The following is a 22,043-nucleotide window of genomic DNA, read 5'->3' as shown; positions in this document are numbered from 1 at the left end:
CATGAACACCCTCACCCGCCCCCTGACCTGGATCGCCGCTGCCGCACTGTCGGTGGCCAGCCTGCCGGCCATGGCCCTGCAGCCCTTCAAGGCCGAATACCTGGCCAGCTACATGGGCATGCAGGCCAACGGCAGCATGACCCTGGCCAGCGAAGGCACCAACAAGTGGCGTTACAGCCTGCAGGTCAAGAACCAGCTGGCCGACCTGAGCCAGAGCACGGTGTTCGAGGAAGTGCGTGGGCAGTTGCGCCCGCTCAGCAGCCAGGACCGTTCCGCACTGCTGGTGAAGAAGCGCAACGTGCAGGCGAACTACAACTGGACCAGCAACCAGGCCACCTGGACCGGCGACATCAAGCCGGACCGCGCAGGTCCGGTGGCACTGAAGAGCGGTGACATGGACGCGCTGCTGATCAACCTGGCCATCGCCCGTGATCTCGCTGCCGGCAAGCCGCTGACCTATCGCATGGTCGACGAAGGCCGGGTCAAGAACATGACCTACCGCGTGGTGGGCAAGGAAGCGATCACCGTCGGTGGCAAGAGCTATGAGGCGACCAAGGTGTCGCGCGCCGACGGCAACAAGGAACTGATTGCCTGGATCGTGCCGGAGTTCCCGGTGCCGGCCCGCATGCTGCAGCGTGAGAGCGGCCGTGACGCGCTGGATCTGACCATCAAGGCGATGAACTGACCGACGGTCTGCGCCATCCACGCATGGCGTGGATCTACTTCACGTTCCAGTAGATCCACGCCATGCGTGGATGGGTGTATTCCATAAAAAACGCCCGCTTACGCGGGCGTTTTCTTATTTCTTCGCTTCTTCGGCCGGCTTGAACTCGGTGCGGCAATCCACCCGGATCTGCTCGCCCGTGCTGCGCCGGATGAAGGTACGGCAGTGCCGGCTTCCTTCCTGGCTGTCATTGACCGCCACCGCATAGAACGACTGGATGATCTCGTCACGGGTCACCGTGCCGTCACCATTCCAGTCCATGTCCTTCTGCTCGATGCCCTTGGTGATGGCGATGTTGGCGTACCAGGCGTAGCCCAGCCACGCCAGCACGATCAGCACCAGCACCAGCAGCGCCTTGCGACGACGGCTGAACCTGCCGCGCAGGATCATGCAGCAACCCGCCGGATGCTGGCGCCGAGCGAAGACAGCTTCTCTTCGATGTTCTCGTAGCCACGATCAAGGTGGTAGATGCGGTCGATGCTGGTATCACCGTCGGCCATCAGGCCGGCCAGGATCAACGACGCCGAGGCGCGCAGATCGGTGGCCATCACCGGTGCACCGCTCAGGCGTTCCTGGCCGCGCACGATGGCGGTGTGGCCCTCCACCTGGATGTCCGCGCCAAGGCGCAGCAGCTCGTTGACGTGCATGAAACGGTTCTCGAAGATCGTTTCGTTGATCACACCCACGCCGTCGGCCACGCAGTTGAGCGCCATGAACTGGGCCTGCATGTCGGTCGGGAACGCCGGGTACGGCGCGGTGGTCAGGTTGACCGCCTTCGGCCGCTTGCCGTGCATGTCCAGGGTGATGGTGTCTTCGGTGGTCTCGATGGTCGCACCGGCTTCGATCAGTTTGGACAGCACGGCGTCCATCGTGTTCGGGCGCGCACGGTTGACGGTGACCTTGCCACCGGTCATCGCCGCGGCCACCAGGAAGGTGCCGGTTTCGATACGGTCAGGCAGCACTTCATGGCGACCACCGGACAGGCGCTCGACACCTTCGATCACCAGGCGGGCGGTGCCCAGGCCTTCGATCTTCGCGCCCAGCGCGATCAGGCAGTGTGCCAGATCGGTCACTTCCGGCTCCATCGCCGCGTTGTCCAGGATGGTCGTGCCTTCCGCCAGCACCGCCGCCATCAGCACGTTCTCGGTGCCGGTGACGCTGACCATGTCGAAAGTGAAATGACCGCCCCTCAAGCGCTTGGCGGTGGCCTTGATGAAGCCGTTCTCGACCACGATCTCGGCGCCGAGCGCCTGCAGGCCCTTGATGTGCTGGTCCACCGGGCGCGAGCCGATCGCGCAGCCGCCGGGCAGCGACACTTCGGCCGCGCCGAAGCGCGCCAGCAGCGGGCCCAGCACCAGGATCGAGGCGCGCATGGTCTTGACCAGCTCGTACGGGGCGACGTGCTGGTTCACCGGGCGCGGGTCGACCACGATCGCACTGCCGCGCGACAGCGTGCCCTGGTCGATGGTCACTTTCGCGCCCAGTTCGCCCAGCAGCTTCACCGTGGTGACCACGTCGTGCAGATGCGGCACGTTGGTGATCTCCACCGGCGCGTCGGCCAGCAGGGTCGCGCAGAGAATGGGGAGGACGGCGTTCTTGGCGCCGGAGATGCTCACTTCACCGTGCAGCGCAGCGCCGCCGGTCACAACGATCTTGGCCATGTATTGGGAGTCTTCTGCGGTTCAGCCGGCTTCGGCCGGGGTCACGGTCTTCAATGCGAGCGCGTGGATCGCGCCGCCCATCAGGTCGCCCAGAGTGGCATACACCATCCGGTGGCGGGCCAGCGGCATCTTGCCGGCAAAGGCCTCGCTGACCACGGTCGCTTCGAAATGCACGCCATCGTCACCCTGTACGTCGGCGCGGGCGCCGGGCAGGCCGGTTTCGATCAGATTGCGGATGGTGTCGGCGTCCAACGGGCTTTCCTAATAAAATGTACGTCCATTCTACTTCCGCTGCGTGGCGTCCGCATGGCCGAATCCCTGTTGCCCCCCCGTTCCGTCGACCCTGCCGGCCTGGTCGCCAGTGGCCGCCGCGTGTTCGAGATCGAGCGGCAGGCGCTGGATGCCGTGGCCGATCGTCTTGGCGATGCCTTCCAGCAGGCCTGCCAGGCGATCCTGGTCAGCCGCGGCCGGGTGGTTGCCACCGGCATGGGCAAATCCGGCCATATCGCCCGCAAGATCGCCGCCACGCTGGCCTCCACCGGCACCCCGGCGTTCTACGTGCACCCGGGCGAGGCCGGTCACGGCGACCTGGGCATGATCACCGAAGATGACGTGGTGCTGGCCCTGTCCTATTCGGGCGAGTCGGACGAGCTGCTGATGCTGCTGCCGGTGCTCAAGCGCCAGGGCAACATCCTGATCGCGATGACCGGCCGCCCCCAGTCCAGCCTGGCCAGCGCCGCCGACATGCATCTGGATGTGAGCGTGCCGGCCGAAGCGTGCCCGTTGGCACTGGCCCCCACCTCCAGCACCACCGCATCGTTGGCAATGGGCGATGCCCTGGCCGTGGCCCTGCTCGACGCGCGCGGCTTCACCGCCGACGATTTCGCCCGCTCCCACCCGGCCGGCAGCCTCGGCCGCCGCCTGCTGCTGCACATCACCGATGTGATGCACAGTGGCGAGGAGCTGCCCCGGGTCGACGCGGGCGCCACCCTCAGCGAAGCGCTGATGGAAATGAGCCGGAAGCGCCTGGGCATGACCGCCGTGGTCGACGCAGGTGGCGTGCTGATCGGCCTGTTCACCGACGGCGACCTGCGCCGCGCGCTGGATACCGACCTGGACGTGCGTAAGGCGAAGATCGCCGACGTGATGACCCGGCAGCCGCGTACCATCGGTGCCGACCAGCTGGCAGTAGAGGCGGCGCGCCTGATGGAAACCCACAAGATCAACGGCCTGATCGTGGTCGATGGGCAGGGTCGCGCGGTCGGCGCCCTGAACATTCATGACCTGTTGCGGGCCCGGGTGGTTTAACCGACAGTCGGTAGACCCCATTCAGTCTGTACTGCCCCACCCTACAACCGTCGAGTCCGATGCCCTGATGCCCTGGTCCCCGCTGCCCGCCTTCCCCGCCCATCTGCATGCCACTGCGGCCAACATCCGCCTGGCCTGTTTCGACGTGGACGGCACCCTCACCGATGGTCGGCTGTACTACGACAAGGACGGTAACGAGAGCAAGGCGTACTTCGTGCAGGATGGCCTGGGCCTGAAACTGCTGCAGCAGCACGGTATCCATCCCGTGCTGATCACCGCGCGCAACAGCCAGTCCGCGCTCAGGCGCGGCGCCGACCTGGGCATCGACACCCAGATCGCGGTCGGCGACAAACTGGCCAGCGTGCAGGCCCTGTGCGCGCAGCACCGCATCGGCCTGGACCAGGTCGCGTTCATGGGCGACGACCTGCCGGACCTGGCGCCACTGGGCGCGGTCGGGCTGGCGGTGGCCCCGGCCAATGCCCACCCCTGGATTGCCGAGCGCGTGCACTGGATCACCCGCGCCGATGGCGGCCGCGGCGCCGCGCGCGAGCTGTGCGATGTACTGCTGGCCGCCCAGGGTCGCCTGGATGCAGTGCTGGCGAGGTTCGGCGCATGAATGCTCCTGCCCTGAACTGGCGCATGATCCTCGGCGTGGGCCTGCTGCTGGCGGCACTGCTGACCAGCTGGGCGGCGCTGCGCAACCGCGACAAGGCACCGGTCGTCGAAGGCCAGGATGCAGGCGTGGATTACATCCTGCACGATTTCCAGATTGTGGCCCTGGACGAGCACGGCAAGGAATCGACCACCCTGCGCGCGCCGCTGCTGGAACGCCAGCGTGGCGACCAGACCCTCAACATCACCACTCCGCTGTTCGAGATGCCCGACAAGGACGGCAAGCACTGGACCCTGCGTTCGGAAACCGGCTGGCTCAGCGCCAAGGGTGACCAGATGAAGCTGCGCGGCAATGTCGCCGGTGACAGCCCTGCCGGCCCGGGCGTGGTGCCCACCACCTTCCGCACCGACCACCTGGACGTGTTCCCCAAGGAAAACCGTGCGCGCACCGATGCGCTGGTGACCATGACCCGACCGGGCATGGAACAGTCCGGCGTCGGGTTCGAAGTGGATTCGAAGAACAACACGTATCATTTCCTCAGCCAGTCCAAGGGCCGTTACACGCCCAAGCGCTGATCCCGCCGCCGGCCCGCGACGTCTTCGGACAGGCGCGGCGCAGGCAGCCCCCACCCGTGCCTCCCGGTCGAACCGGCGGGGCCTCCACCGGTAGAACGGACCTCCATGAAGATTCCCTTTGCAGCCGTACTCGCGCTCAGTCTTCTTGTCCCGGCCGTCGGCTTTGCCAAGTCGACCGACCGCAATGAAGCAATGAACATCGATTCCGGAGCGCAGTCCGGTACCCTCACCGGCGACGGCAAGACCGTGTTGTCGGGCGGTGTGATCATCACCCAGGGCTCGCTGGACCTGCGCTCGTCCGAAGCCGAGATCTACCTGAAGGGCGGCGAAGCCGTGCGTGCGGTCTTCACCGGCAAGCAGGCCAAGATGAAGCAGCAGCTCGATGACGGCACCTGGATGGATGCCGTGGCCGACCGGATCGACTACGACATCACCACCGAGATCATCACCCTGACCGGCAACTACAAGGTCACCAGCGCGCGCGGTACCAACGCCGGCCAGCGCATGGTCTACAACACGCGTACGGGTGAAATGAATTCCGGCGGCGATGGCAGCCGCGTGCGTACTGTCATTCCGCCCAAGAACAAGACGCCGGCGGCGGCACCCGCCCCGGCCGGAGGCAAGAAGTAATGCTCGTCGCCACTGGCCTGCGCAAGCGTTACAAGCAGCGCGAAGTCGTCAAGGACTTCGGGCTTACCCTCGATGCTGGCGAAGTGGTTGGCCTGCTGGGTCCGAACGGTGCCGGCAAGACCACATGCTTCTACATGATCGTCGGCCTGGTCGGCGCCGATGCCGGCAGCATCGTGCTGGACGGCAAGGACATCACCGGTGATCCGATGTACACCCGCGCCAAGCAGGGCGTGGGCTACCTGCCGCAGGAACCTTCGGTGTTCCGCAAGCTGACCGTGGCCGACAACCTGCGCCTGGTGCTGGAACTGCGCGAGGACCTGGATTCGGCCGGCCGCGAGCGTGAATTGAACAGCCTGCTGGACGAACTGCAGCTGGGCCACGTCTCCGAACAGCTGGGTGCCAGCCTGTCCGGTGGTGAGCGTCGCCGCTGCGAGATCGCGCGCGCACTGGCTGCCAAGCCACGCCTGATCCTGCTGGACGAACCGTTCGCCGGTGTCGATCCGATCTCGGTCGGTGAAATCCAGCGCATCGTCACCCATCTCAAGCAGCGCGGCATCGGTGTGCTGATCACCGACCACAACGTGCGCGAAACCTTGGGAATCTGCGACCGCGCGTATATCCTCGCTGAGGGCACCGTGCTTGCCCAGGGCTCGCCGGAGGCGATCCTGGACAACGCCGACGTGCGCCGCGTCTACCTTGGGGATTCCTTCAAGTTGTGACCGCGGCCGCCGGGCCCTCTCCCTTCCGTTCGGCACAGGCATGAAAACTCGGCTGCAGACATCGTTGGGACAGCAGCTGGTGCTTACGCCCCAGCTGCAACAGGCGATCAAGCTGCTGCAGATGTCCACGACCGAACTGGAGCTGGAAATCGCCCAGGCCGTGGAGAGCAACCCGCTGCTGGACTGGTCGGACAGCAGCGACGAAAGCACCGGCGCCAGCAGTGACGGCGACGACGCCGGCAGCGAGCAGGATGCTCCGCCCGACAGCGCCGACAACAGCACAGGCGATGACTGGGCGCCCGCCGAACTGGACTGGAGCAGCGCCGGCGGGAGTGGCAGTTTCGACGATGACGAGGACACCGGCAGTGCAGCCGAGCGCGTCGCCGAAACCGAGACCCTGGCCGACCACCTGCTGTGGCAGCTGCATCTATCGCACTTGTCGCTACGCGACCGCAGCATCGGCGCTGCACTGATCGACGCCCTTGATGATGACGGTTACCTGCGCGAGCCGCTGAGCACCGTCGCCGAGGCGCTGCTGCCGGCCATCCATGCCGATGAAGACGAAATACTGACCGTGCTGCACCAGGTGCAGCGTTTCGATCCTGTGGGCATCGCCGCGGGCAGCCTCGGCGAATGCCTGCGGCTGCAGCTGGACGTATTGGACCCGGTAACACCCGGCCTGGCCCTGGCGCTGCAGATTGCCGCAGGCCCCCTCGAACGCCTGCCACGCAGTGGCGTGACCGGCCTGGCGCAGGAACTGAAGCAGCCCCTGGCCGACGTCGAGACCGCCGTCGCCCTGCTGCGCTCGCTGGACCCGCGCCCGGGCACCCAGATCGCACCGCTGGCCCAGGACACCTACGTGGTGCCCGATGTCGTGGTCTGGCGCCAGAACGGCATCTGGCGCGCAGCGCTGGCCGCCCATGCCGGGCCCAGGCTGGTGATCCACCGCGGCTATGAACAGCTGATCCGCCGCTGCGGTGAAGCTGACGCCGGTTACCTGCGCGGGCAACTGCAGGAGGCGCGCTGGCTGCTGAAAGGCCTGCAGGCCCGGGGCGAAACGCTGCTGCGGGTGGTGCGCAGCCTGATCCAGCAACAGGCCGGGTTCCTCGAGTTCGGCGAACAGGCCCTGCGCCCGCTGACCCTGCGTGAGATCGCCGGCGAACTCGGCCTGCACGAATCCACCGTGTCGCGCGCGATCGCCCGCAAGCATGTGCGCACGCCGCGCGGCACCTTGCCGCTGCGCTCGTTCTTCGCTTCCGGCATCGATACCGAAGGCGGTGGCGAGGCCTCCAGCACGGCCATCCAGGCCATGATCCGGCGCTTGATCGATGACGAGAACCCGCGCAAGCCGCTTTCTGACGCCAAGCTGGCTGACCTGCTCAAATCCTCGGGTATTCCAGTAGCGCGGCGCACCGTGGCGAAGTATCGTGAGGCCATGAACATCTCCGCCTCGCACGAAAGAGTCAGAATCGTTTGACGCGCCGCCGCGCCCGGCGGAGAGGTTCATTGGCACATCCGATCACAGGAGAAACCCGATGCGCATCGAAACGTTTGGCAAAGATGTCGAAGTCACCCCGGCCCTGCAGTCCTATGTAGAGGAAAAGCTGGCCCGGATCGGCAAACACTTCGACCAGCACTGCGAAGCGCGGGTGACCCTGAAGCTGCAGAAGACCGAACACCACGTCGACGCCAGCCTCAATATTCCGGGTCAGACCCTGCACGCTGAAGCCAACGCGCAGACCATGTATGCCGCGATCGACCTGCTGGCGGACAAGCTTGACCGCCTGGTGATCAAGCACAAGGAGAAAAAACAGCAGCACGCACCGCTGCCGGTGGGCGACAATGGCGGCTGATCGCCACCGCTCCCCGCAGACATGCCCCTGACTGACCTCCTGGCGGCCGTGCAGACCCAGCTCTGCACGGCCACCGACCGCGACAGCGTCCTGCAGGCCGCCGCCGGGTTGCTGGCCTGCCGCCAGGCCAACGCCGAACAGATCTATCTCAACCTGTGCCAGCGTGAAGCGCTGGGCAGTACCGCGATCGGCTACGGCATCGCGATCCCGCATGGACGTGCACCCGCACTTGATCGCCCCCGCGGCGCGCTGCTGCGCTTGCAGACCCCGGTCGATTTCGGTGGCGACGAACCGGTGGACCTGGTGTTCGCAATGGCCGTCCCCGCGCACTACACCCATCAACACCTGATGCTGCTGTCTGAACTGGCCGAGCTGTTTTCAGCGCCGGACATCCGCCAGGCGCTGCGCGAGGCCGGCGATGCGCGGGCGCTGCGGCAGGCCCTGGACATGCCCCCACCTGCGAGCGCCGCATGAATACCAGCATCACCGCCCGTGAACTGTTCGAACAGCAGCGCGAGCGGCTGGGGCTGCGCTGGGCCGCAGGCAAGTCCGGCGAAAAACGCGAGCTGGAGGCCGGCAACACGGTGTCGCGGCGCCCTTCGCTGGCCGGATACCTCAACGCGATCTACCCCAACAAGGTGCAGATCCTGGGCACCGAGGAACTGTCCTGGCTGGATGCGCTGGAACCGCGCCAGCGCTGGGAAACGATCGAGAAGATCATGCAGTCGCACCCGCTGGCGCTGGTGTTGACCCGCAACCAGCCGTGCCCGGAAGACCTGCGCGCGGCCGCCGATGAATCGGGCACGCCGCTGTGGCTGTCGCCCAAGCGTGGCCACGAACTGCTGAACCATCTGTCTTACCACCTGGCGCGCACGCTGGCGCCGCGGGTGATCCTGCATGGCGTGTTCATGGAAATCTATTCCATCGGCGTGCTGATCACCGGTGAGGCCGGCTCGGGCAAGAGCGAGCTGGCACTGGAACTGCTCAGCCGCGGCCACCGGCTGGTGGCTGACGATGCGCCCGAATTCACCCAGATCGCTCCCGACGTCCTCGATGGCACCTGCCCGGAACTGCTGCAGGACCTGCTGGAAGTGCGCGGGCTGGGCGTGCTGAACGTGCGCGAGATGTTTGGTGATACGGCCGTAAAGAAGAACAAGTACCTTCGACTGATCGTCCACCTGACCAAGCCGATGACCGAGCCTACGCCCCACGGTTACGAGCGCCTGACCGGCGATTCGGGTACCCGCCACGTGCTTGACCTGGACGTGCCGCTGATCACCCTGCCGGTGATGCCGGGCCGCAACCTGGCCGTGCTGACCGAGGCGGCCACCCGCCTGCACATTCTGCGTACCAAGGGTATCGACCCGGCGGCGATGTTCATCGCCCGCCACAGCAACCTGCTGGAACGGCGAACGCCCTGACCTCCCCCTGTCCTTCGAAGAGCCTGTCCATGAGCACCGTTACTCCCACCGCCCCGACCCTGATCATCGTCAGTGGCCTGTCCGGCTCGGGTAAATCCGTCGCCCTGAAGACCTTCGAGGACCAGGACTACTACTGCTCGGACAACCTGCCCATCCAGCTGCTGCCGGACTTCGTGCGCAACGTGCTGAGCCATCATGACGGCGCGGCATCCCGCCGCCTGGCGGTCGGCATCGACGTGCGCGGCCAGAGCGACCTGACCCAGCTGAGCAACTGGCGCAAGCTGGCTACCGATGCCGGCGTGGATGCCAAGGTGCTGTTCTTCGAGGCCAGCGATGAGGCTGTGCTCAAGCGCTATGCCGATACCCGGCGTCGACACCCGTTGAGCCAGCTCGGCCTGTCGCTGCCCGAAGCGATCGCCCGCGAACGCGAACTGATCGCGCCGCTGCGCCGTGAGGCCGATGCGGTGATCGACACCAGCGCGTTGAACGTGCACCAGCTGCGCCGCAGGATCATCACCGAATTTGCGATGGGCCATGCCACCCGCCTGTCGCTGCTGTTTGAATCGTTCGCCTACAAGCGCGGCGTGCCGGCCGAGGCCGACTTCGTGTTTGATGCGCGCGTGCTGCCCAACCCGCACTGGGACCCGGACCTGCGTGCGCTCAGTGGCCGCGAGCCGGGCGTGCGTGATTACCTGGAAGCACAGCCGGACGTGCAGCGTTACCTGTCCCAGTTGATGGATTTCCTGGACACCTGGCTGCCCAAGCTGGGGGATGGCACGCGCAGCTACGTGACCGTGGCTTTCGGCTGCACCGGCGGCAAGCATCGCTCGGTGTTCCTGGCCGAACGCATGGCCAGGCATGCGCGCGAGATGGGCTGGGAAGACGTGGCGACGTACCACCGCGAACAGGATTGAGGGGGGGGGGCGGCCGGGCTGCGCCCGGCACCCGCAGAGGCCAAATCAACGGCAACGTCAACTGCAACAGCGATTGCCGGGTTTCGTGGGTTGGCGGGGCGGTGTGGGTATGCAGGACACGCCGTAAACCCGTCCTTGGGGGCTCGATGGCGCCATCCATGGCGCCAACGGTCCTGCAGACCCAAACCGCCCCACCTCTGACAGATTTCTGCTGCTGTTGGCAGGTGTCGACCTTGGTCGACACGGTAGATCCACGCCATGCGTGGATGACTCTCTGCCAGGCATCGAAAAACGGATGGGGTCGGACCCCTCTTTCAACGAAAAACGGCTCCGACCCGAGCAACACTGAATACGGGACACAGTGCCCCTGTTCTGCTGCTATCGCCAATTCACCTTGACCTGTTAACGTGCAGTAATGACCTGTGGCATTCTCCTCGTAACACATCCTGGGGTCGGGACCGCCCTGCTTGACGTGGCGACCCGGCTCCTGCGGCAATTGCCGCTGAAAACCGAAGCTTTCGAAGTACCGTTCGACGCAGACCTGGACGCCCTGCTCCCCCTTGCCTCGGCCGCGCTGCGGCGGGTCGATGGAGGACATGGCGTGCTGATCCTGACCGACCTGTACGGCGCCAGCCCTGCCAACCTCGCCGGGCAGCTGGCCCGGTTGGGAACCCCGGTCCGCCGGGTATCAGCGTTGAGTCTGCCGATGTTGCTGCGGGTGATGAATTATCCGGAACAGGGACTGGATCAACTGCCCGCCACTGCGGCGGCGGGCACCCGTAATGGAGCGATAGTCGACGATGCTTGAACGAGAACTCACCGTGAGCAACCGCCTGGGCCTGCATGCCCGGGCCACCGCCAAGCTGGTACAGACGCTGGCGCCGTTCCGCTGCAACGTGACCATGGCCGCCAAGGGCCGTGAGATCAACGCCAAGAGCATCATGGGCGTGATGCTGCTGGCGGCCGGGCAAGGTACCCCGATCACCATCCGCATCAACGGCGAAGACGAAGCTGCGGCGATGGATGCGGTGGTCGATCTGTTCGAGCGTCGTTTCGACGAGGACAGCTGAGGGTGCCGCGCGCACGCGCCGGCCAACCTGTGAACGGCCAGCGGCCGGTACAGCTGCTGGCCGGCCATGGCGCTGCCCGCGGCTCGGCGATGGGCCGCGCCCGCGTGCGCCTGCCGCATGCACTGGAAGTGGCAGAGCAGCGTGTCGCCCCCTCGCAGGTTGAAGCCGAACTGTCGCGCCTGCATCGCGCGGTCGATGCGGCACGCGCGGAAATGCATGAACTGCGCCAGCGCCTGCAGGGCGCATTGAACCAGGAAGTGGGCGAGTTCCTCGACCTGCATGCGCTGTTGCTGGACGACCCCGAGCTGCTGTTCGGCCTGGACGAACTGATCCGCAGCGGCCCCTACAGTGCCGGCTACGCACTGCGGGTGCAGCGCGACCGCCTGGCCAAGGTCTTCGACGGCATGGACGATGCCTACCTGAAGAGCCGCATGGACGATCTCGATCACGTGATCGGCCGCATCCATGCCTTCCTGCAGCCCGAACGCCCCGCGGCAGTGAAGGGCCTGGCCGGCGAGATCCTGGTCTGCGACAACATCGCCCCGTCCGAGCTGGCGCAGCTGCAGTCGCAGGGCGTGGTCGGCATCGTCACCACCGCTGGCAGCGCGCTGTCGCACAGCGCGATCCTTGCCCGCAGCCTGCACCTGCCGTTGATCGTCAACGTGCCGCAGCTGCTGAACCGGGTGATCGACGGTGACGTGCTGATCATCGATGGCGCCGACGGCAGCATCACCGTCAACCCGCAGGCCGACAACCTGCGCGACTACCGGGCGCGCCTGAAGGAACACGCACGCGAGCAGCGCGAGCTCGGCCGCCTGCGCAGCAAGCCCAGCCGTACCCGTGACCTGGTGGACATCGCCCTGCTGGCCAACGCCGAATCGCTGGAGGATGTGACCCAGGCGCATGCGCTGGGTGCCCAGGGCCTGGGCCTGTACCGCACCGAATTCCTGTTCCTGCAGCGCAACGAGCTGCCGGACGAAGAGGAGCAGTTCCAGACCTACCGCGACGCCGCGCTGGGCATGAGCGGACGCCCGGTGACCATCCGCACGCTGGACCTGGGCGCGGACAAGGCAGACCGTACCGGGCTGACCCTCAGCAACGAGGACAATCCTGCGCTTGGCCTGCGCGGTGTACGCCTGTCGCTGGCCCGCCCGAAGGTGGCCGACACCCAGCTGCGCGCGATCCTGCGTGCCTCGGCCTACGGCAAGCTGCGCGTGCTGGTGCCCATGGTCAGTACCCGCGATGAACTGCTGGCCGTGCGCCGGCGCATGCTCAAGCTCGGTGAACAGCTGCGCGCCGAGGGCCACATGGTGGCCGAACACGTGCCGCTGGGCGCGATGATCGAAGTGCCCGCCGCCGCGTTGTCGCTGGAGAGTTTCATCGACCTGGTCGACTTCCTGTCGATCGGCACCAACGATCTGGTGCAGTACCTGCTGGCCGCTGATCGCAACAACGAAGCGTTGGGCGAACTGTATTCGCCGCTGCACCCGGCCGTGCTGCGGCTGCTGCAGATGGTCATCGAGACCGGTGCGCGCCACCGCATTCCGGTGGCGGTGTGCGGCGAGATCGCGGGCGATGCGCGGATGACCCCGCTGTTGCTGGCGCTGGGCCTGACCGAATTCAGCCTGCATCCGGGCACCCTGCTGGAAGTCCGCCGCGCTGTCCGCGACGCCGATCTGGCGGCCCTGCGTGCCCGTGCGCCCAAGTTGCTGGCCGCACGCGACCGGCGCGCGATCGAGCGCTGGCTGGCGCTGGTGGCCGACGCATCCTGATCGCCGCACGTCCTGGTAGCGCCGGGCCATGCCCTGCGGCTATGCGTTGAAACATCCCCTTGCGATAATGACGCGCTGAACACCCCTGTTGCCGCATCCTTGCCAGGATCGCGGCTTTTCTTATCCCGCGGGAGCTGCGATGGCTGAGGCTGTACGCCACGACAAGACTGCGCGCCAGTTGCGGATGCTGTCCGATGCACTGGACAGTGGCCGGCTGGGCCCGGTGCGCCGCCTGGTCAACACCCTGGCCCCGGCCGAGATCGGCAACCTGCTCGAATCGCTGCCGCCCGGCAAACGCGAAATCGTCTGGGGCCTGGTTGATCCGGAAGATGATGGCGAGGTACTCGTCCACGTCGGCGACGACGTGCGCGAAAGCCTGCTCGCCGACATGGACCCGGACGAGATCATCGCCGCGGTCGAAGACCTGGACATCGACGATCTGGCCGACCTGGTCGAGGATCTGCCGGACACGGTCATCGACGAAGTCCTCAAGTCGATGGACCGCGAGAACCGCGAGCGCCTGGAACAGGTGCTGTCCTACCCCGAGGACAGCGCCGGCCGCCTGATGAACCCGGACGTGGTGACCGTGCGCGCCGACGTCAACGTCGACGTGGTGCTGCGTTACCTGCGCCTGCGCGGCGAACTGCCCGACCACACCGATCACCTGTTCGTGGTCAGCCGCCGCCACCAGTACCTGGGCCGGGTGTCGCTGGCCTCGCTGGTGACCCATGAAGACACCACGCCGATCAACCGCCTGATCGATGACGAGCAGCCGGCCATCGACGTCGGCGAGAGCGATCAGGAAGTGGCGCGGCAGTTCTCCGACCATGACTGGATCTCCGCGCCGGTGGTGGATGACAACAACATCCTGATCGGCCGCATCACCATCGATGACGTGGTCGACATCATCCGTGGCCAGGCCGAGCACCAGGCGCTGGGCGCCGCCGGCCTGGACGAGGACGAGGATCTGTTCAGCCCGGTCTGGCGCGCGATGCGTCGCCGCCTGATGTGGCTGTCGGTGAACCTGTGCACCGCCTTCCTCGCCTCCAGCGTGGTCGGCCACTTCGAAGGCACCATCGACAAGCTGGTGGCGCTGGCAGTGCTGATGCCGATCGTCGCCGGCCTCGGCGGCAATGCCGGCACCCAGGTGCTGGCGTTGATGGTGCGTGGCCTGGCGCTGGGCCAGGTCGGCAGTTCCAACGCCCGCACGCTGTTGTGGAAGGAAGTACGGGTGGCCCTGCTCAACGGCGTGGTGCTCGGCTCGGTGCTGGGCCTGATCGTACTCGCCTGGTTCCATTCGCCCGGCCTGTCGGCGGTGATCGCCATCGCATTGACCTGCAACCTGCTGTTCGCCGCGTTGGCCGGCGTGCTGGTGCCGCTCGGGCTGAAGCGCTTCGGCTTCGACCCGGCGCTGGCCAGCGGCATTTTCCTGACCGCCGTGACCGACTCGATGGGCTTCTTCACTTTCCTGGGCCTGGCCACCATGGTCCTGCTGCACTGACTGGAACCGCGATGGCAACAACGATTGAAAACTACTTCCAGCCCGGCTGGCGAGAGCAGCCGCATACCTGTGCGGCCTGCGAGTGGAAGGGCAGTTCGCGGGCGATGGTGATGGAACTGGACGAAGAGGCGGCCGAGTACGCCTGCCCCGTCTGCGAGAACCCGCTGCTGGTGGTGCTGCACCCGGACATGGCGCAGGTGCAGGCAGCCGCGGCCGAGGGCAATACCGAGGCACAGGAGCAACTGGACATCATCGCCAGCTTCCCGCGCCCGCAGTGATGCGGCGCACGATGCCCGGCGTGCCGGCGCGCACTACCATCGAGGCGACCTCGCCCCGATGGGAATCGCCATGCTTCGATCGCTCCTGCGCTGGCTGCCGCTGTCGGCCCTGTTGCTGATGACGGGATGCGCAAGCGCCCCACCCGGTGCGCGGGGACACTTCGAAGCGCGCGCGGTGAAGGTGGATGGGCAGACCGCCTACTACCAGGTCTTCATTCCTGCCGCTGCAGCGCGCGATACGGGGCCGCTGCCGGTGGTGCTGTTCCTGCATGGCTCCGGCGAGCGTGGCGGCGACGGCGTCAAGCAGACCCGCGCGGGCCTGGGCCCTTACCTGCGCGAGCATCCCGACTTCCCGGCACTGGCGGTGTTCCCGCAGGTGCCAGGCCACGAGGAATGGAGTGGCCGCAACAACCGCGTGGCCGTGGCGGCACTGGATGCCACCCTCGCCGAATTCGGCGCCGACCCGGCACGGCAGTACCTGACCGGGATGTCGATGGGCGGCTATGGCAGCTGGAACATCGCACTGGATGACCCGCGACGCTTCGCGGCGATCGTGCCGGTGTGCGGCGCGGTACTGGCCCCGCGTGCCGTGCGCCCGACCCTGTTCGTGGAACAGGTGGCCAACGAAGCGGCGCCCTATGCGGTCATCGCGCAACGCCTGCAGCACACCCCGATCTGGATCTTCCACGGTGCGCTGGACGATGTGGTGCCGCCGGAGGATGACCGCCGGCTGCATGCCGCGTTCAACGCTGCCGGCGCGCGCGACGTGCGCTACACCGAATACCCCGACGGCAACCACAATGCCTGGGACGCCACCTACGCCGACCCGGCAATGTGGGAATGGCTGTTCGCGCAGAAGCGCTGAACCCCATATTCTGCTGGAAACCATCCGTTGGTCGGCTGTTGGTGGGTGCCGACCGTTGGTCGGCACTGCCCCTACCTGCAACAAGGTAAGTGCCCGATAGCAAAGAAAGGTCAGCGGGCAGACGCTGGTGTTCATGAACCGCGCACGCCTACGCCTTGGCCGCCATTCCCGCATTGGGCAATCCTACCTCCTGACTACCGTCACGCAAGGGCGCCAACGCTGCTTCGATGATGCTGTCGCGGCACAGATCGTGATGGATGTGTTCCATCGGATTGACACTGAGGGCCTCACGCACTCATGTGCCTACGTGGTCATGCCGGACCACATCCATTGGCTTGTTGAACTCCGCGCATTTTCGCTGGACTACATCATGCAACGCTTCAAATCGAGCAGTGCATTGCAGCTCAACCGCATGCTCGGCCGATCAGGACGATTCTGGCAATCGAGCTACCACGATCACGCGATCCGCTGTGATGAATCGCTGTTTCGTCATGCCATGTACGTGATGGGGAATCCAATCAGAGCAGGACTTGCCACGCAGCTTGGCGAGTATCCCCATGCGTGGTGCCGATGGGAGATGGATGGGGAGTTGCAGGCAATGGGGCATTCTGGGTCGGCTGAATAGTGCCAACCAACGGTTGGCACCCACCGAGGCAGTTCAGTGCCAACCAACGGTTGGCACCCACCCAGGCAGTTCAGTGCCGACCAACGGTTGGCACCCACCGAGGCGGTTCAGTGCCAACCAAGGTTGGCACCTACCAAAGCCGGGCTTAACCGAGCAGGGTTTCCAGCACGGCCATGCGCACGGCTACGCCGTTGGCGACCTGGCGCAGCACCCACGACTGCGGGCCGTCGGCCACCTCGTCGGTCACTTCCACGCCGCGGTTGATCGGACCCGGGTGCAGCACGGCGGCGTCCTTGCCGGCGCGCGCCAGGCGCGCGGCATTCAAACCGTACTGCGCGTGGTACTGCTCCAGCGACGGCACCAGCCCTTCCTCCATGCGCTCGCGCTGCAGGCGCAGCATCATCAGCGCATCCACGCCTTCCAGCATCGCGTCGAAATCATCGCCGACCACGCAGCCCTTCAGGGTTTCATCGTCCGGCAGCAGCGACTGCGGGCCGCACACGCGGATCTCGCCCACGCCCAGCGTGCGCAGCGCATGCAGGTCGGTGCGGGCCACGCGCGAGTGCTTCACGTCGCCGACGATCACCACCTTCATCTTCGAAAAATCCGGGCCCTTGGCCTGGCGCAGCGTCAGCATGTCCAGCAGGCCCTGGGTCGGGTGCGAGCTGCGACCGTCACCGGCATTGACCAACGCGGTGCCCTCACCTGCCACTTCGGCCAATGCCGCCACGGCGCCGTCATCGGGATGGCGGATCACGAACCCGCGCACGCCCATGGCTTCCAGGTTCTTCAACGTGTCGCAGGCGGTTTCACCCTTGCGCGTGGACGAGGTGGAGGCGTCGAAGTTGAGTACGTCCGCCCCCAGCCGCTGCGCTGCCAGCTGGAACGAACTGCGGGTACGGGTTGAGGGTTCGAAGAACAGCGTGCACACCGCCGAGCCACCCAGCACGTGGCGCTTGTTGCCGACGCGGCCCACGGCGGCGTCGCGGATCTGGCCTGCACGATCAAGCAGCTGCACCAGGGTGTCGCGGGGCAGACCTTCAAGCGTCAACAGGTGGCGCAGGCGGCCGGAGTCATCGAGTTGCTGGGCGGTCATGGCAGGTTCGTCGGGTCAGGGAATGGGAATGGCATCGTCCGGTGAGGACAACCAGCGATCGATGATCACAGCGGCAGCCACCGCATCGAGCGCGGCCGCATCCCGGCGGCGCTTGCGCCCTTCGGCGCGCTCGACGGCGAAACGGCGGGCAGCCTCGACCGAGCTGGAACGCTCGTCGATCATCACCACGGGCAGTTTGAATCGTTCCCGCAGCTGGCGGGCGAAGCCCTGCGCACGCTTGCGGTTGGGCTGGTCCTGGCCGTCCAGGGTCAGCGGATCGCCGACCACCAGGCCATCAGGCTTCCATTCCTTGAGCAGACGTTCGATCGCCGCCCAGTCGGGGCCGTTGCCATGCACATCGACCACGGCCACCGCGCGCGCATGCGCGGCGAACGCACTGCCGATGGCTACGCCGATCCGGCGCGAGCCGACATCGAAGCCGAGCACCGTGCCATCGCGGCGGATGAGGGCCGGCTCAGACATGGCCGCTGTAATCGGTCAGGCGGAACAGATCGACCCCGATGCGTGACGCGGCGCCCTGCCAACGCTGTTCCAAGGGCAGCTGGAACACCAGCTCGGCGTCTGCCGGCACCGTCAGCCAGCTGTTTTCGGACAGCTCGCTTTCCAGCTGGCCGGCACTCCAACCGGCGCAGCCCAGGGTCACCACGGCGTTGGCCGGGCCTTCGCCGCGTGCCATCGCCTCGAGGATGTCGCGCGAGGTGGTCAGGTACAGGCCGTCTCCGACCACCAGGCTGGAATCCCACGCGCGCGCATCGTCGTGGATGACGAAGCCGCGCTCGGGATGCACCGGCCCGCCGTTGAGCACCGGGCGTGCCTGCAGACCGCCATCGCCGGTGGCGATGTCCATCTGTGCGAGCACTTCACCCAGCGTGTATTCGGAGGGTTGGTTGACCAGCACGCCCATCGCCCCGTTCTCGTCGTGCTGGCAGATCAGCGCAACGGTACGGGCAAAGGTGGCGTCGATCAGCGACGGCAGCGCCACGAGCAGGTGATTGGCGAGAGAGGTCGGCGTTACAGGCATGCCGCCATTCTAACCGCTGGGGCCGGATGCAGGCGCGAAGGGTTGGGCTAGGATGGAGCCCTTCCATGGAGGATGAAGCGATGCAACAGGATGTTCCGCTGCCCTGGTCCACGCGCAGCATGATCGTGCTGATCGCCTTGCTGCAGGGCCTGGCCCTGTACGCCGCACAGGAACTGGCACCGCACTGGCCCTTCCACGATCTGGCCTGCCGCTATGGCTGGAATGCCTGGGTCCTGACCGTGCCGTCGGCCATCGCACTGACCCTGGTCGACCTGCGCAACCGTCGCCTGTGGCTGCATGCCCTGTTGGCCTCGGTGCTGGTGATCGCACTGGCCGCGTGGGTGGGCTGGAATCTTGTCGGCTTCGAGAACACATGGGTCGCGTCCCTGCGCGATCCGCTGTCAACCTGCCTGGCCATCGCCACCTTCGTGCTGCTGCCGTGGTGGCAGTTCCGCCTGCAGCACGGACACTGGCGCGCAGACTACGCGGCGCTGTTCGAGCGCGCATGGCAGAACGGCCTGGTGCTGCTGGTGGCAGCGGTCTTCACCGGCCTGGCGTGGTTGCTGCTGTGGCTGTGGGCCGCGTTGTTCTCGGTGGTGAAAGTGGATTTCTTCCATCACCTGTTCAGGGAACGCGCGTTCATCGCATTGGCGACCGGCACCCTGGCCGGCTTCGGCGTGCTGATCGGGCGCACCCAGCACCGTGCCATCCAGGTCATCCGCCAGGTGCTGTTCGCGCTCTGCCGCGGGCTGCTGCCGCTGCTGTCGTTCATCGCGGTGCTGTTCGCGCTGTCGCTGCCGCTGACCGGCCTGGCCACAGCGGGGGGCTACCGCTCGCAGGCACAGGAGATGCTGACATTGGCAGTGTTGCTGGTGTGCATGGTCAACGCGGTCTACCAGCGCGCCGGCATCGACCGCCCCTACCCGGCCCTGCTGCGGCGGGTGGTGGAAGCCAGCCTGCTGGTGCTGCCGATCTATGCAGGCGTGGCACTGTACTCGCTGGCGCTGCGCATCGGCCAGCATGGCTGGACCATCGAGCGCTTCTGGGGTGTTGGCGTTGCGGTGCTCACCGCCGGCTATGCGGCAGGCTATGCGGTGGCGGTGGTGCGCCGGGGCGAGCGCTGGCTGCAGGGCATCGAGCCGGTGAACCGGATGATGTGCTGGGCGGTGCTGGCGCTGGCGGTGCTGGGCAATACGCCACTACTGGATCCGGCCCGCATCGCCGCCAACAGCCTTGCCGCGCGTATCCGTGCCGATCCCTCCGCGCTGACGGTCAACGACAGCCGACAACTGCAGCAGTACAACGGACGCCCGGGCGTGGATGCGTTGCGTTCGCTGCAGAAGGACCCTGCCATCCAGGCCGACCGGCGTGCAGCGGCGATCATCGCCCAGCAACTGAACGGCAAACGCGGCGCCAGCTACACCCTGGAAGACTACGTGGAAGCCGGGGTCTACGACCTGCCGACGCTGAAGCAGCGCATCACCCTGGCCAAGGGCAGCGCGTCACCGCCGGACAGCTGGTGGACCGCCGTGCTCGAGCGCCTGGATGCGAGCGATTGCGTGAAGGAAGACAACGGCTGCATCGCATTGCAGCGCGACCTGGATGGCGATGGCCAGCAGGACGTGCTGCTGTGCACGCAGGGCGGCAGTTGGGGGCCGAGGTGTGCACTGCACGCCTGGGAGGACGCACAGTGGCGCAAGGTGGCCGAGGTAAACTTCCGCGAAGACGATGGCAAGGCTGCAGCCCAGGCCCTTCGCGCTGGCCAGCTACGCATTTCACCCAGCCGCTGGCCCGACCTTTCCCTGGGCGACAGGCCGGCCAACTTCACCCATTCCCATGACCAGGGCAGGATGAAAGACGAGCAATGAGCGGATACTGCCGCATCGCACCGGGCCACCCGGTGCATGAGTACTACCACGCCAACGAGTACGGTTTCCCGCAACGCGACGAGCGCGAGCTGTTCGAGCGCCTGCTGCTGGAGATCAACCAGGCCGGCCTGAGCTGGGAAACCATCCTGAAGAAGCGCGAAGGCTTCCGCACGGCCTACGACGCTTTCGACGTCGATCGCGTGGCGGCCTATGCCGAGCAGGACATCGAGCGTCTGCTGTCTGACCCCGGCATCATCCGCAACCGCTTGAAGGTGCTGGCCGCGATCCACAACGCGCAGGTGATACAGGGCCTGCGCGCCAGCCATGGCAGCTTCGCCGCATGGCTGGATGCGCACCACCCGCTCGCCAAGGCCGACTGGGTGAAGCTGTTCAAGAAGACCTTCCGCTTCACCGGTGGCGAGATCACCGGCGAATTCCTGATGAGCCTGGGCTACCTGCCCGGTGCCCACGCCGAGGATTGCCCGGTGCATGCGCGGTTGTTGAAGCTGGCACCGCCGTGGGTACAGGCGCGAGGCGGCTGATCGGCGTCCATGCCAGCCACGCATGGCGTGGCTCTACTGGGTGGCGGGACGCAGACCGATCAGAATGTGCGGTCAGACGCCCATGTAACGGCCCGGGCGGTGGTTGAACATCAGCACCAGGCTGAGCACCACCGCACCAATGGCCGAGTACATCACCTGCGACGGCAACAGCACGAAGAAGGCCGCCACCATCAGGCAGGCATCGAATGACATCTGCACCTTGCCCGCACTCCAGCCACGGGTGCGCTGCAGGTACACCGCCAGGATGCCGATGCCGCCGAGGCTGGCCCGGTGGCGGATGAAGAACAGGATGCCCAGCCCGGACAGCGCGCCGCCGACCAGCGCCGAGTACAGCGGCGCGATGTGCGAGAAATCGGCCCAGCGCGGCAGGATATCGGTCAGCAGGCCGCAGGCGGTGACGGCGGCGAAGGTCTTCAGGGTGAATTCCCAGCCCATGCGCCGCACCGCCACCCAGTAGAACGGCAGGTTGACCAGCACGAACACCAGGCCGAAGTTCCAGCCCAGCGAATAGTGCAGCAGGAAGGCCATGCCAGCCATGCCGCCGATCATCAGCCCGCCCTTGGCGAAGATCGCCAGGCCCAACGACGCCACCAGCATGGCCAGCACCATGCCCTGCACGTCCTCGGCGACCGAGTGGCGCAGCGCTTTCGCGTCGGCGGGCGTACCGGCAACATCGGGTGGCGGGGTCAGCGGGCCAGCGGTGACCAGGTGGCCGTCAGCGTCGTCGCACGGCGCCGGGCCATGGGATTGGAGGGACATACAGGAGGGGCACTGCGGGTGGGGAGCGGTATTAGACACGATCTGCATGACAGTTGCAGATGAAATCGTTCAGCCAGCGAACGGCGCAGCCCGTCGTGGCTGGACGTATTGGAAGCAACAGCCGCGCCTGGCCGGGGGAGATGGGTTAGCGGGGGACGCCGTGACCCCCTCCTTGGGGGCTTGTCC

At 66.5% G+C, this 22,043-nt stretch carries 27 protein-coding genes; 20 read left to right on the top strand and 7 right to left on the bottom strand.

All coding sequences use genetic code 11. The annotated features are described in order from the left end of the window. The first annotated feature begins 1 nt into the window (after position 1). Positions 2–685, top strand: coding sequence for a DUF3108 domain-containing protein (locus tag ACVOLJ_RS18445; protein ID WP_481564785.1), 684 nt, complete (start codon positions 2–4; stop codon positions 683–685). A 114-nt stretch (positions 686–799) separates the two neighbouring features. Here the strand turns inward: ACVOLJ_RS18445 and ACVOLJ_RS18440 are convergent, their stop codons facing one another. From ACVOLJ_RS18440 to ACVOLJ_RS18430, 3 genes are read right to left on the bottom strand one after another with little or no spacing between them, the layout of a single operon-like run. Beyond that, positions 800–1,114: an EF-hand domain-containing protein gene (locus ACVOLJ_RS18440; protein ID WP_475277622.1), complete on the bottom strand. Its 315-nt coding sequence runs from the start codon at positions 1,112–1,114 to the stop codon at positions 800–802. Further along, positions 1,111–2,385, bottom strand: coding sequence for a UDP-N-acetylglucosamine 1-carboxyvinyltransferase (murA, locus tag ACVOLJ_RS18435; protein ID WP_475277621.1), 1,275 nt, complete (start codon positions 2,383–2,385; stop codon positions 1,111–1,113). Before murA ends, ACVOLJ_RS18440 begins: the two co-directional genes overlap by 4 nt. Before the next feature lie 21 nt (positions 2,386–2,406). Further along, complete coding sequence (locus ACVOLJ_RS18430) at positions 2,407–2,637, bottom strand: BolA family protein (protein WP_089239309.1); 231 nt, start codon at positions 2,635–2,637, stop codon at positions 2,407–2,409. A 54-nt stretch (positions 2,638–2,691) separates the two neighbouring features. Here ACVOLJ_RS18430 and ACVOLJ_RS18425 point away from each other — a divergent pair, with 54 nt between their 5' ends. The 17 genes from ACVOLJ_RS18425 to ACVOLJ_RS18345 all read left to right on the top strand — a co-directional run bounded on the left by ACVOLJ_RS18425 (position 2,692) and on the right by ACVOLJ_RS18345 (position 16,529). After that, positions 2,692–3,693 carry a KpsF/GutQ family sugar-phosphate isomerase gene (locus tag ACVOLJ_RS18425; protein WP_475277620.1) on the top strand — a complete coding sequence of 334 codons (1,002 nt, stop codon included), beginning with the start codon at positions 2,692–2,694 and terminating at the stop codon, positions 3,691–3,693. 67 nt (positions 3,694–3,760) lie between these two features. Further along, positions 3,761–4,309 (top strand): KdsC family phosphatase, encoded by a 549-nt coding sequence (locus ACVOLJ_RS18420; protein WP_481564784.1) that lies wholly within the window; start codon positions 3,761–3,763, stop codon positions 4,307–4,309. Beyond that, on the top strand, positions 4,306–4,881 hold the full coding sequence (lptC, locus tag ACVOLJ_RS18415; RefSeq protein WP_481564783.1) for an LPS export ABC transporter periplasmic protein LptC: 576 nt from the start codon (positions 4,306–4,308) through the stop codon (positions 4,879–4,881). Before ACVOLJ_RS18420 ends, lptC begins: the two co-directional genes overlap by 4 nt. Positions 4,882–4,986: 105 nt before the next feature. Next, positions 4,987–5,511, top strand: coding sequence for a lipopolysaccharide transport periplasmic protein LptA (gene lptA, locus ACVOLJ_RS18410; protein WP_475277617.1), 525 nt, complete (start codon positions 4,987–4,989; stop codon positions 5,509–5,511). Then, on the top strand, positions 5,511–6,230 hold the full coding sequence (lptB, locus tag ACVOLJ_RS18405) for an LPS export ABC transporter ATP-binding protein (RefSeq protein ID WP_025874019.1): 720 nt from the start codon (positions 5,511–5,513) through the stop codon (positions 6,228–6,230). Before lptA ends, lptB begins: the two co-directional genes overlap by 1 nt. 40 nt (positions 6,231–6,270) lie before the next feature. Further along, complete coding sequence (locus tag ACVOLJ_RS18400) at positions 6,271–7,707, top strand: RNA polymerase factor sigma-54 (RefSeq protein WP_481564782.1); 1,437 nt, start codon at positions 6,271–6,273, stop codon at positions 7,705–7,707. Between the two features lie 58 nt (positions 7,708–7,765). After that, positions 7,766–8,083, top strand: a complete 318-nt coding sequence (gene hpf / locus ACVOLJ_RS18395) for a ribosome hibernation-promoting factor, HPF/YfiA family (protein WP_004147311.1) — start codon at positions 7,766–7,768, stop codon at positions 8,081–8,083. 21 nt (positions 8,084–8,104) lie between these two features. Continuing rightward, positions 8,105–8,557 carry a PTS sugar transporter subunit IIA gene (locus ACVOLJ_RS18390; RefSeq protein ID WP_475277614.1) on the top strand — a complete coding sequence of 151 codons (453 nt, stop codon included), beginning with the start codon at positions 8,105–8,107 and terminating at the stop codon, positions 8,555–8,557. Beyond that, positions 8,554–9,504, top strand: coding sequence for an HPr(Ser) kinase/phosphatase (gene hprK, locus ACVOLJ_RS18385; protein WP_004147299.1), 951 nt, complete (start codon positions 8,554–8,556; stop codon positions 9,502–9,504). Before ACVOLJ_RS18390 ends, hprK begins: the two co-directional genes overlap by 4 nt. Before the next feature lie 29 nt (positions 9,505–9,533). Continuing rightward, positions 9,534–10,418, top strand: a complete 885-nt coding sequence (gene rapZ, locus ACVOLJ_RS18380) for an RNase adapter RapZ (protein WP_475277613.1) — start codon at positions 9,534–9,536, stop codon at positions 10,416–10,418. Positions 10,419–10,833: 415 nt separating this feature from the next. Then, on the top strand, positions 10,834–11,226 hold the full coding sequence (locus ACVOLJ_RS18375; protein WP_049410624.1) for a PTS sugar transporter subunit IIA: 393 nt from the start codon (positions 10,834–10,836) through the stop codon (positions 11,224–11,226). After that, positions 11,219–11,488 carry an HPr family phosphocarrier protein gene (locus ACVOLJ_RS18370; protein WP_475277612.1) on the top strand — a complete coding sequence of 90 codons (270 nt, stop codon included), beginning with the start codon at positions 11,219–11,221 and terminating at the stop codon, positions 11,486–11,488. Before ACVOLJ_RS18375 ends, ACVOLJ_RS18370 begins: the two co-directional genes overlap by 8 nt. Before the next feature lie 2 nt (positions 11,489–11,490). Next, positions 11,491–13,260, top strand: a complete 1,770-nt coding sequence (gene ptsP, locus ACVOLJ_RS18365) for a phosphoenolpyruvate--protein phosphotransferase (protein WP_475277611.1) — start codon at positions 11,491–11,493, stop codon at positions 13,258–13,260. A gap of 139 nt (positions 13,261–13,399) precedes the next feature. Then, a complete protein-coding gene (gene mgtE, locus ACVOLJ_RS18360) occupies positions 13,400–14,761 on the top strand; it encodes a magnesium transporter (RefSeq protein ID WP_025874026.1) in 1,362 nt (453 codons plus the stop codon). An 11-nt stretch (positions 14,762–14,772) separates the two neighbouring features. Further along, positions 14,773–15,039 (top strand): hypothetical protein, encoded by a 267-nt coding sequence (locus ACVOLJ_RS18355; RefSeq protein ID WP_475277610.1) that lies wholly within the window; start codon positions 14,773–14,775, stop codon positions 15,037–15,039. Between the two features lie 70 nt (positions 15,040–15,109). Next, on the top strand, positions 15,110–15,904 hold the full coding sequence (locus ACVOLJ_RS18350) for a carboxylesterase family protein (protein WP_475277609.1): 795 nt from the start codon (positions 15,110–15,112) through the stop codon (positions 15,902–15,904). A gap of 133 nt (positions 15,905–16,037) precedes the next feature. Beyond that, a complete protein-coding gene (locus tag ACVOLJ_RS18345) occupies positions 16,038–16,529 on the top strand; it encodes an REP-associated tyrosine transposase (protein ID WP_475277608.1) in 492 nt (163 codons plus the stop codon). Positions 16,530–16,674: 145 nt separating this feature from the next. On the opposite strand, the gene ACVOLJ_RS18340 is transcribed toward ACVOLJ_RS18345, so the two are convergent. Genes ACVOLJ_RS18340 through ACVOLJ_RS18330 form a run of 3 tightly spaced genes read right to left on the bottom strand, consistent with a single transcriptional unit; the run spans position 16,675 to position 18,667 of the window. After that, on the bottom strand, positions 16,675–17,625 hold the full coding sequence (locus ACVOLJ_RS18340; protein ID WP_475277607.1) for an aspartate carbamoyltransferase catalytic subunit: 951 nt from the start codon (positions 17,623–17,625) through the stop codon (positions 16,675–16,677). A 15-nt stretch (positions 17,626–17,640) separates the two neighbouring features. Then, positions 17,641–18,108, bottom strand: coding sequence for a Holliday junction resolvase RuvX (gene ruvX / locus ACVOLJ_RS18335; protein ID WP_025874031.1), 468 nt, complete (start codon positions 18,106–18,108; stop codon positions 17,641–17,643). Continuing rightward, positions 18,101–18,667 carry a YqgE/AlgH family protein gene (locus tag ACVOLJ_RS18330; RefSeq protein ID WP_475277606.1) on the bottom strand — a complete coding sequence of 189 codons (567 nt, stop codon included), beginning with the start codon at positions 18,665–18,667 and terminating at the stop codon, positions 18,101–18,103. The genes ruvX and ACVOLJ_RS18330 overlap by 8 nt, the downstream gene beginning before the upstream one ends. A gap of 65 nt (positions 18,668–18,732) precedes the next feature. On the opposite strand from ACVOLJ_RS18330, the gene ACVOLJ_RS18325 reads away from it, so the two are divergent. Together ACVOLJ_RS18325 and ACVOLJ_RS18320 are read left to right on the top strand one after the other, a co-directional pair. Next, entirely contained in the window at positions 18,733–20,535 is a 1,803-nt protein-coding gene (locus tag ACVOLJ_RS18325) for a DUF7057 domain-containing protein (RefSeq protein ID WP_481564781.1), read from the top strand. Further along, a complete protein-coding gene (locus tag ACVOLJ_RS18320) occupies positions 20,532–21,077 on the top strand; it encodes a DNA-3-methyladenine glycosylase I (RefSeq protein ID WP_481564780.1) in 546 nt (181 codons plus the stop codon). The genes ACVOLJ_RS18325 and ACVOLJ_RS18320 overlap by 4 nt, the downstream gene beginning before the upstream one ends. 72 nt (positions 21,078–21,149) lie before the next feature. Here the strand turns inward: ACVOLJ_RS18320 and ACVOLJ_RS18315 are convergent, their stop codons facing one another. Beyond that, positions 21,150–21,857 (bottom strand): YitT family protein, encoded by a 708-nt coding sequence (locus ACVOLJ_RS18315; RefSeq protein WP_481564779.1) that lies wholly within the window; start codon positions 21,855–21,857, stop codon positions 21,150–21,152. Positions 21,858–22,043: the final 186 nt, after the last annotated feature.

The organism is Stenotrophomonas sp. STEN046 (assembly GCF_056759755.1).
Note: the sequence above shows the minus strand (reverse complement) of the source record. Positions and strands in the feature narration are given on the sequence as shown.

Excerpts from the sequence above, each read along its gene's own strand:
- ACVOLJ_RS18445 (WP_481564785.1), top strand. The coding sequence starts at position 2 with ATGAACACCCTCACCCGCCCCCTGACCTGGATCGCCGCTGCCGCACTG.
- ACVOLJ_RS18440 (WP_475277622.1), bottom strand. The coding sequence starts at position 1,114 with ATGATCCTGCGCGGCAGGTTCAGCCGTCGTCGCAAGGCGCTGCTGGTG.
- murA (WP_475277621.1), bottom strand. The coding sequence starts at position 2,385 with ATGGCCAAGATCGTTGTGACCGGCGGCGCTGCGCTGCACGGTGAAGTG.
- ACVOLJ_RS18425 (WP_475277620.1), top strand. The coding sequence starts at position 2,692 with ATGGCCGAATCCCTGTTGCCCCCCCGTTCCGTCGACCCTGCCGGCCTG.
- ACVOLJ_RS18420 (WP_481564784.1), top strand. The coding sequence starts at position 3,761 with ATGCCCTGGTCCCCGCTGCCCGCCTTCCCCGCCCATCTGCATGCCACT.
- lptC (WP_481564783.1), top strand. The coding sequence starts at position 4,306 with ATGAATGCTCCTGCCCTGAACTGGCGCATGATCCTCGGCGTGGGCCTG.
- lptA (WP_475277617.1), top strand. The coding sequence starts at position 4,987 with ATGAAGATTCCCTTTGCAGCCGTACTCGCGCTCAGTCTTCTTGTCCCG.
- lptB (WP_025874019.1), top strand. The coding sequence starts at position 5,511 with ATGCTCGTCGCCACTGGCCTGCGCAAGCGTTACAAGCAGCGCGAAGTC.
- ACVOLJ_RS18400 (WP_481564782.1), top strand. The coding sequence starts at position 6,271 with ATGAAAACTCGGCTGCAGACATCGTTGGGACAGCAGCTGGTGCTTACG.
- hpf (WP_004147311.1), top strand. The coding sequence starts at position 7,766 with ATGCGCATCGAAACGTTTGGCAAAGATGTCGAAGTCACCCCGGCCCTG.
- ACVOLJ_RS18390 (WP_475277614.1), top strand. The coding sequence starts at position 8,105 with ATGCCCCTGACTGACCTCCTGGCGGCCGTGCAGACCCAGCTCTGCACG.
- hprK (WP_004147299.1), top strand. The coding sequence starts at position 8,554 with ATGAATACCAGCATCACCGCCCGTGAACTGTTCGAACAGCAGCGCGAG.
- rapZ (WP_475277613.1), top strand. The coding sequence starts at position 9,534 with ATGAGCACCGTTACTCCCACCGCCCCGACCCTGATCATCGTCAGTGGC.
- ACVOLJ_RS18375 (WP_049410624.1), top strand. The coding sequence starts at position 10,834 with ATGACCTGTGGCATTCTCCTCGTAACACATCCTGGGGTCGGGACCGCC.
- ACVOLJ_RS18370 (WP_475277612.1), top strand. The coding sequence starts at position 11,219 with ATGCTTGAACGAGAACTCACCGTGAGCAACCGCCTGGGCCTGCATGCC.
- mgtE (WP_025874026.1), top strand. The coding sequence starts at position 13,400 with ATGGCTGAGGCTGTACGCCACGACAAGACTGCGCGCCAGTTGCGGATG.
- ACVOLJ_RS18355 (WP_475277610.1), top strand. The coding sequence starts at position 14,773 with ATGGCAACAACGATTGAAAACTACTTCCAGCCCGGCTGGCGAGAGCAG.
- ACVOLJ_RS18350 (WP_475277609.1), top strand. The coding sequence starts at position 15,110 with ATGCTTCGATCGCTCCTGCGCTGGCTGCCGCTGTCGGCCCTGTTGCTG.
- ACVOLJ_RS18345 (WP_475277608.1), top strand. The coding sequence starts at position 16,038 with ATGAACCGCGCACGCCTACGCCTTGGCCGCCATTCCCGCATTGGGCAA.
- ACVOLJ_RS18340 (WP_475277607.1), bottom strand. The coding sequence starts at position 17,625 with ATGACCGCCCAGCAACTCGATGACTCCGGCCGCCTGCGCCACCTGTTG.
- ruvX (WP_025874031.1), bottom strand. The coding sequence starts at position 18,108 with ATGTCTGAGCCGGCCCTCATCCGCCGCGATGGCACGGTGCTCGGCTTC.
- ACVOLJ_RS18330 (WP_475277606.1), bottom strand. The coding sequence starts at position 18,667 with ATGCCTGTAACGCCGACCTCTCTCGCCAATCACCTGCTCGTGGCGCTG.
- ACVOLJ_RS18325 (WP_481564781.1), top strand. The coding sequence starts at position 18,733 with ATGGAGGATGAAGCGATGCAACAGGATGTTCCGCTGCCCTGGTCCACG.
- ACVOLJ_RS18320 (WP_481564780.1), top strand. The coding sequence starts at position 20,532 with ATGAGCGGATACTGCCGCATCGCACCGGGCCACCCGGTGCATGAGTAC.
- ACVOLJ_RS18315 (WP_481564779.1), bottom strand. The coding sequence starts at position 21,857 with ATGTCCCTCCAATCCCATGGCCCGGCGCCGTGCGACGACGCTGACGGC.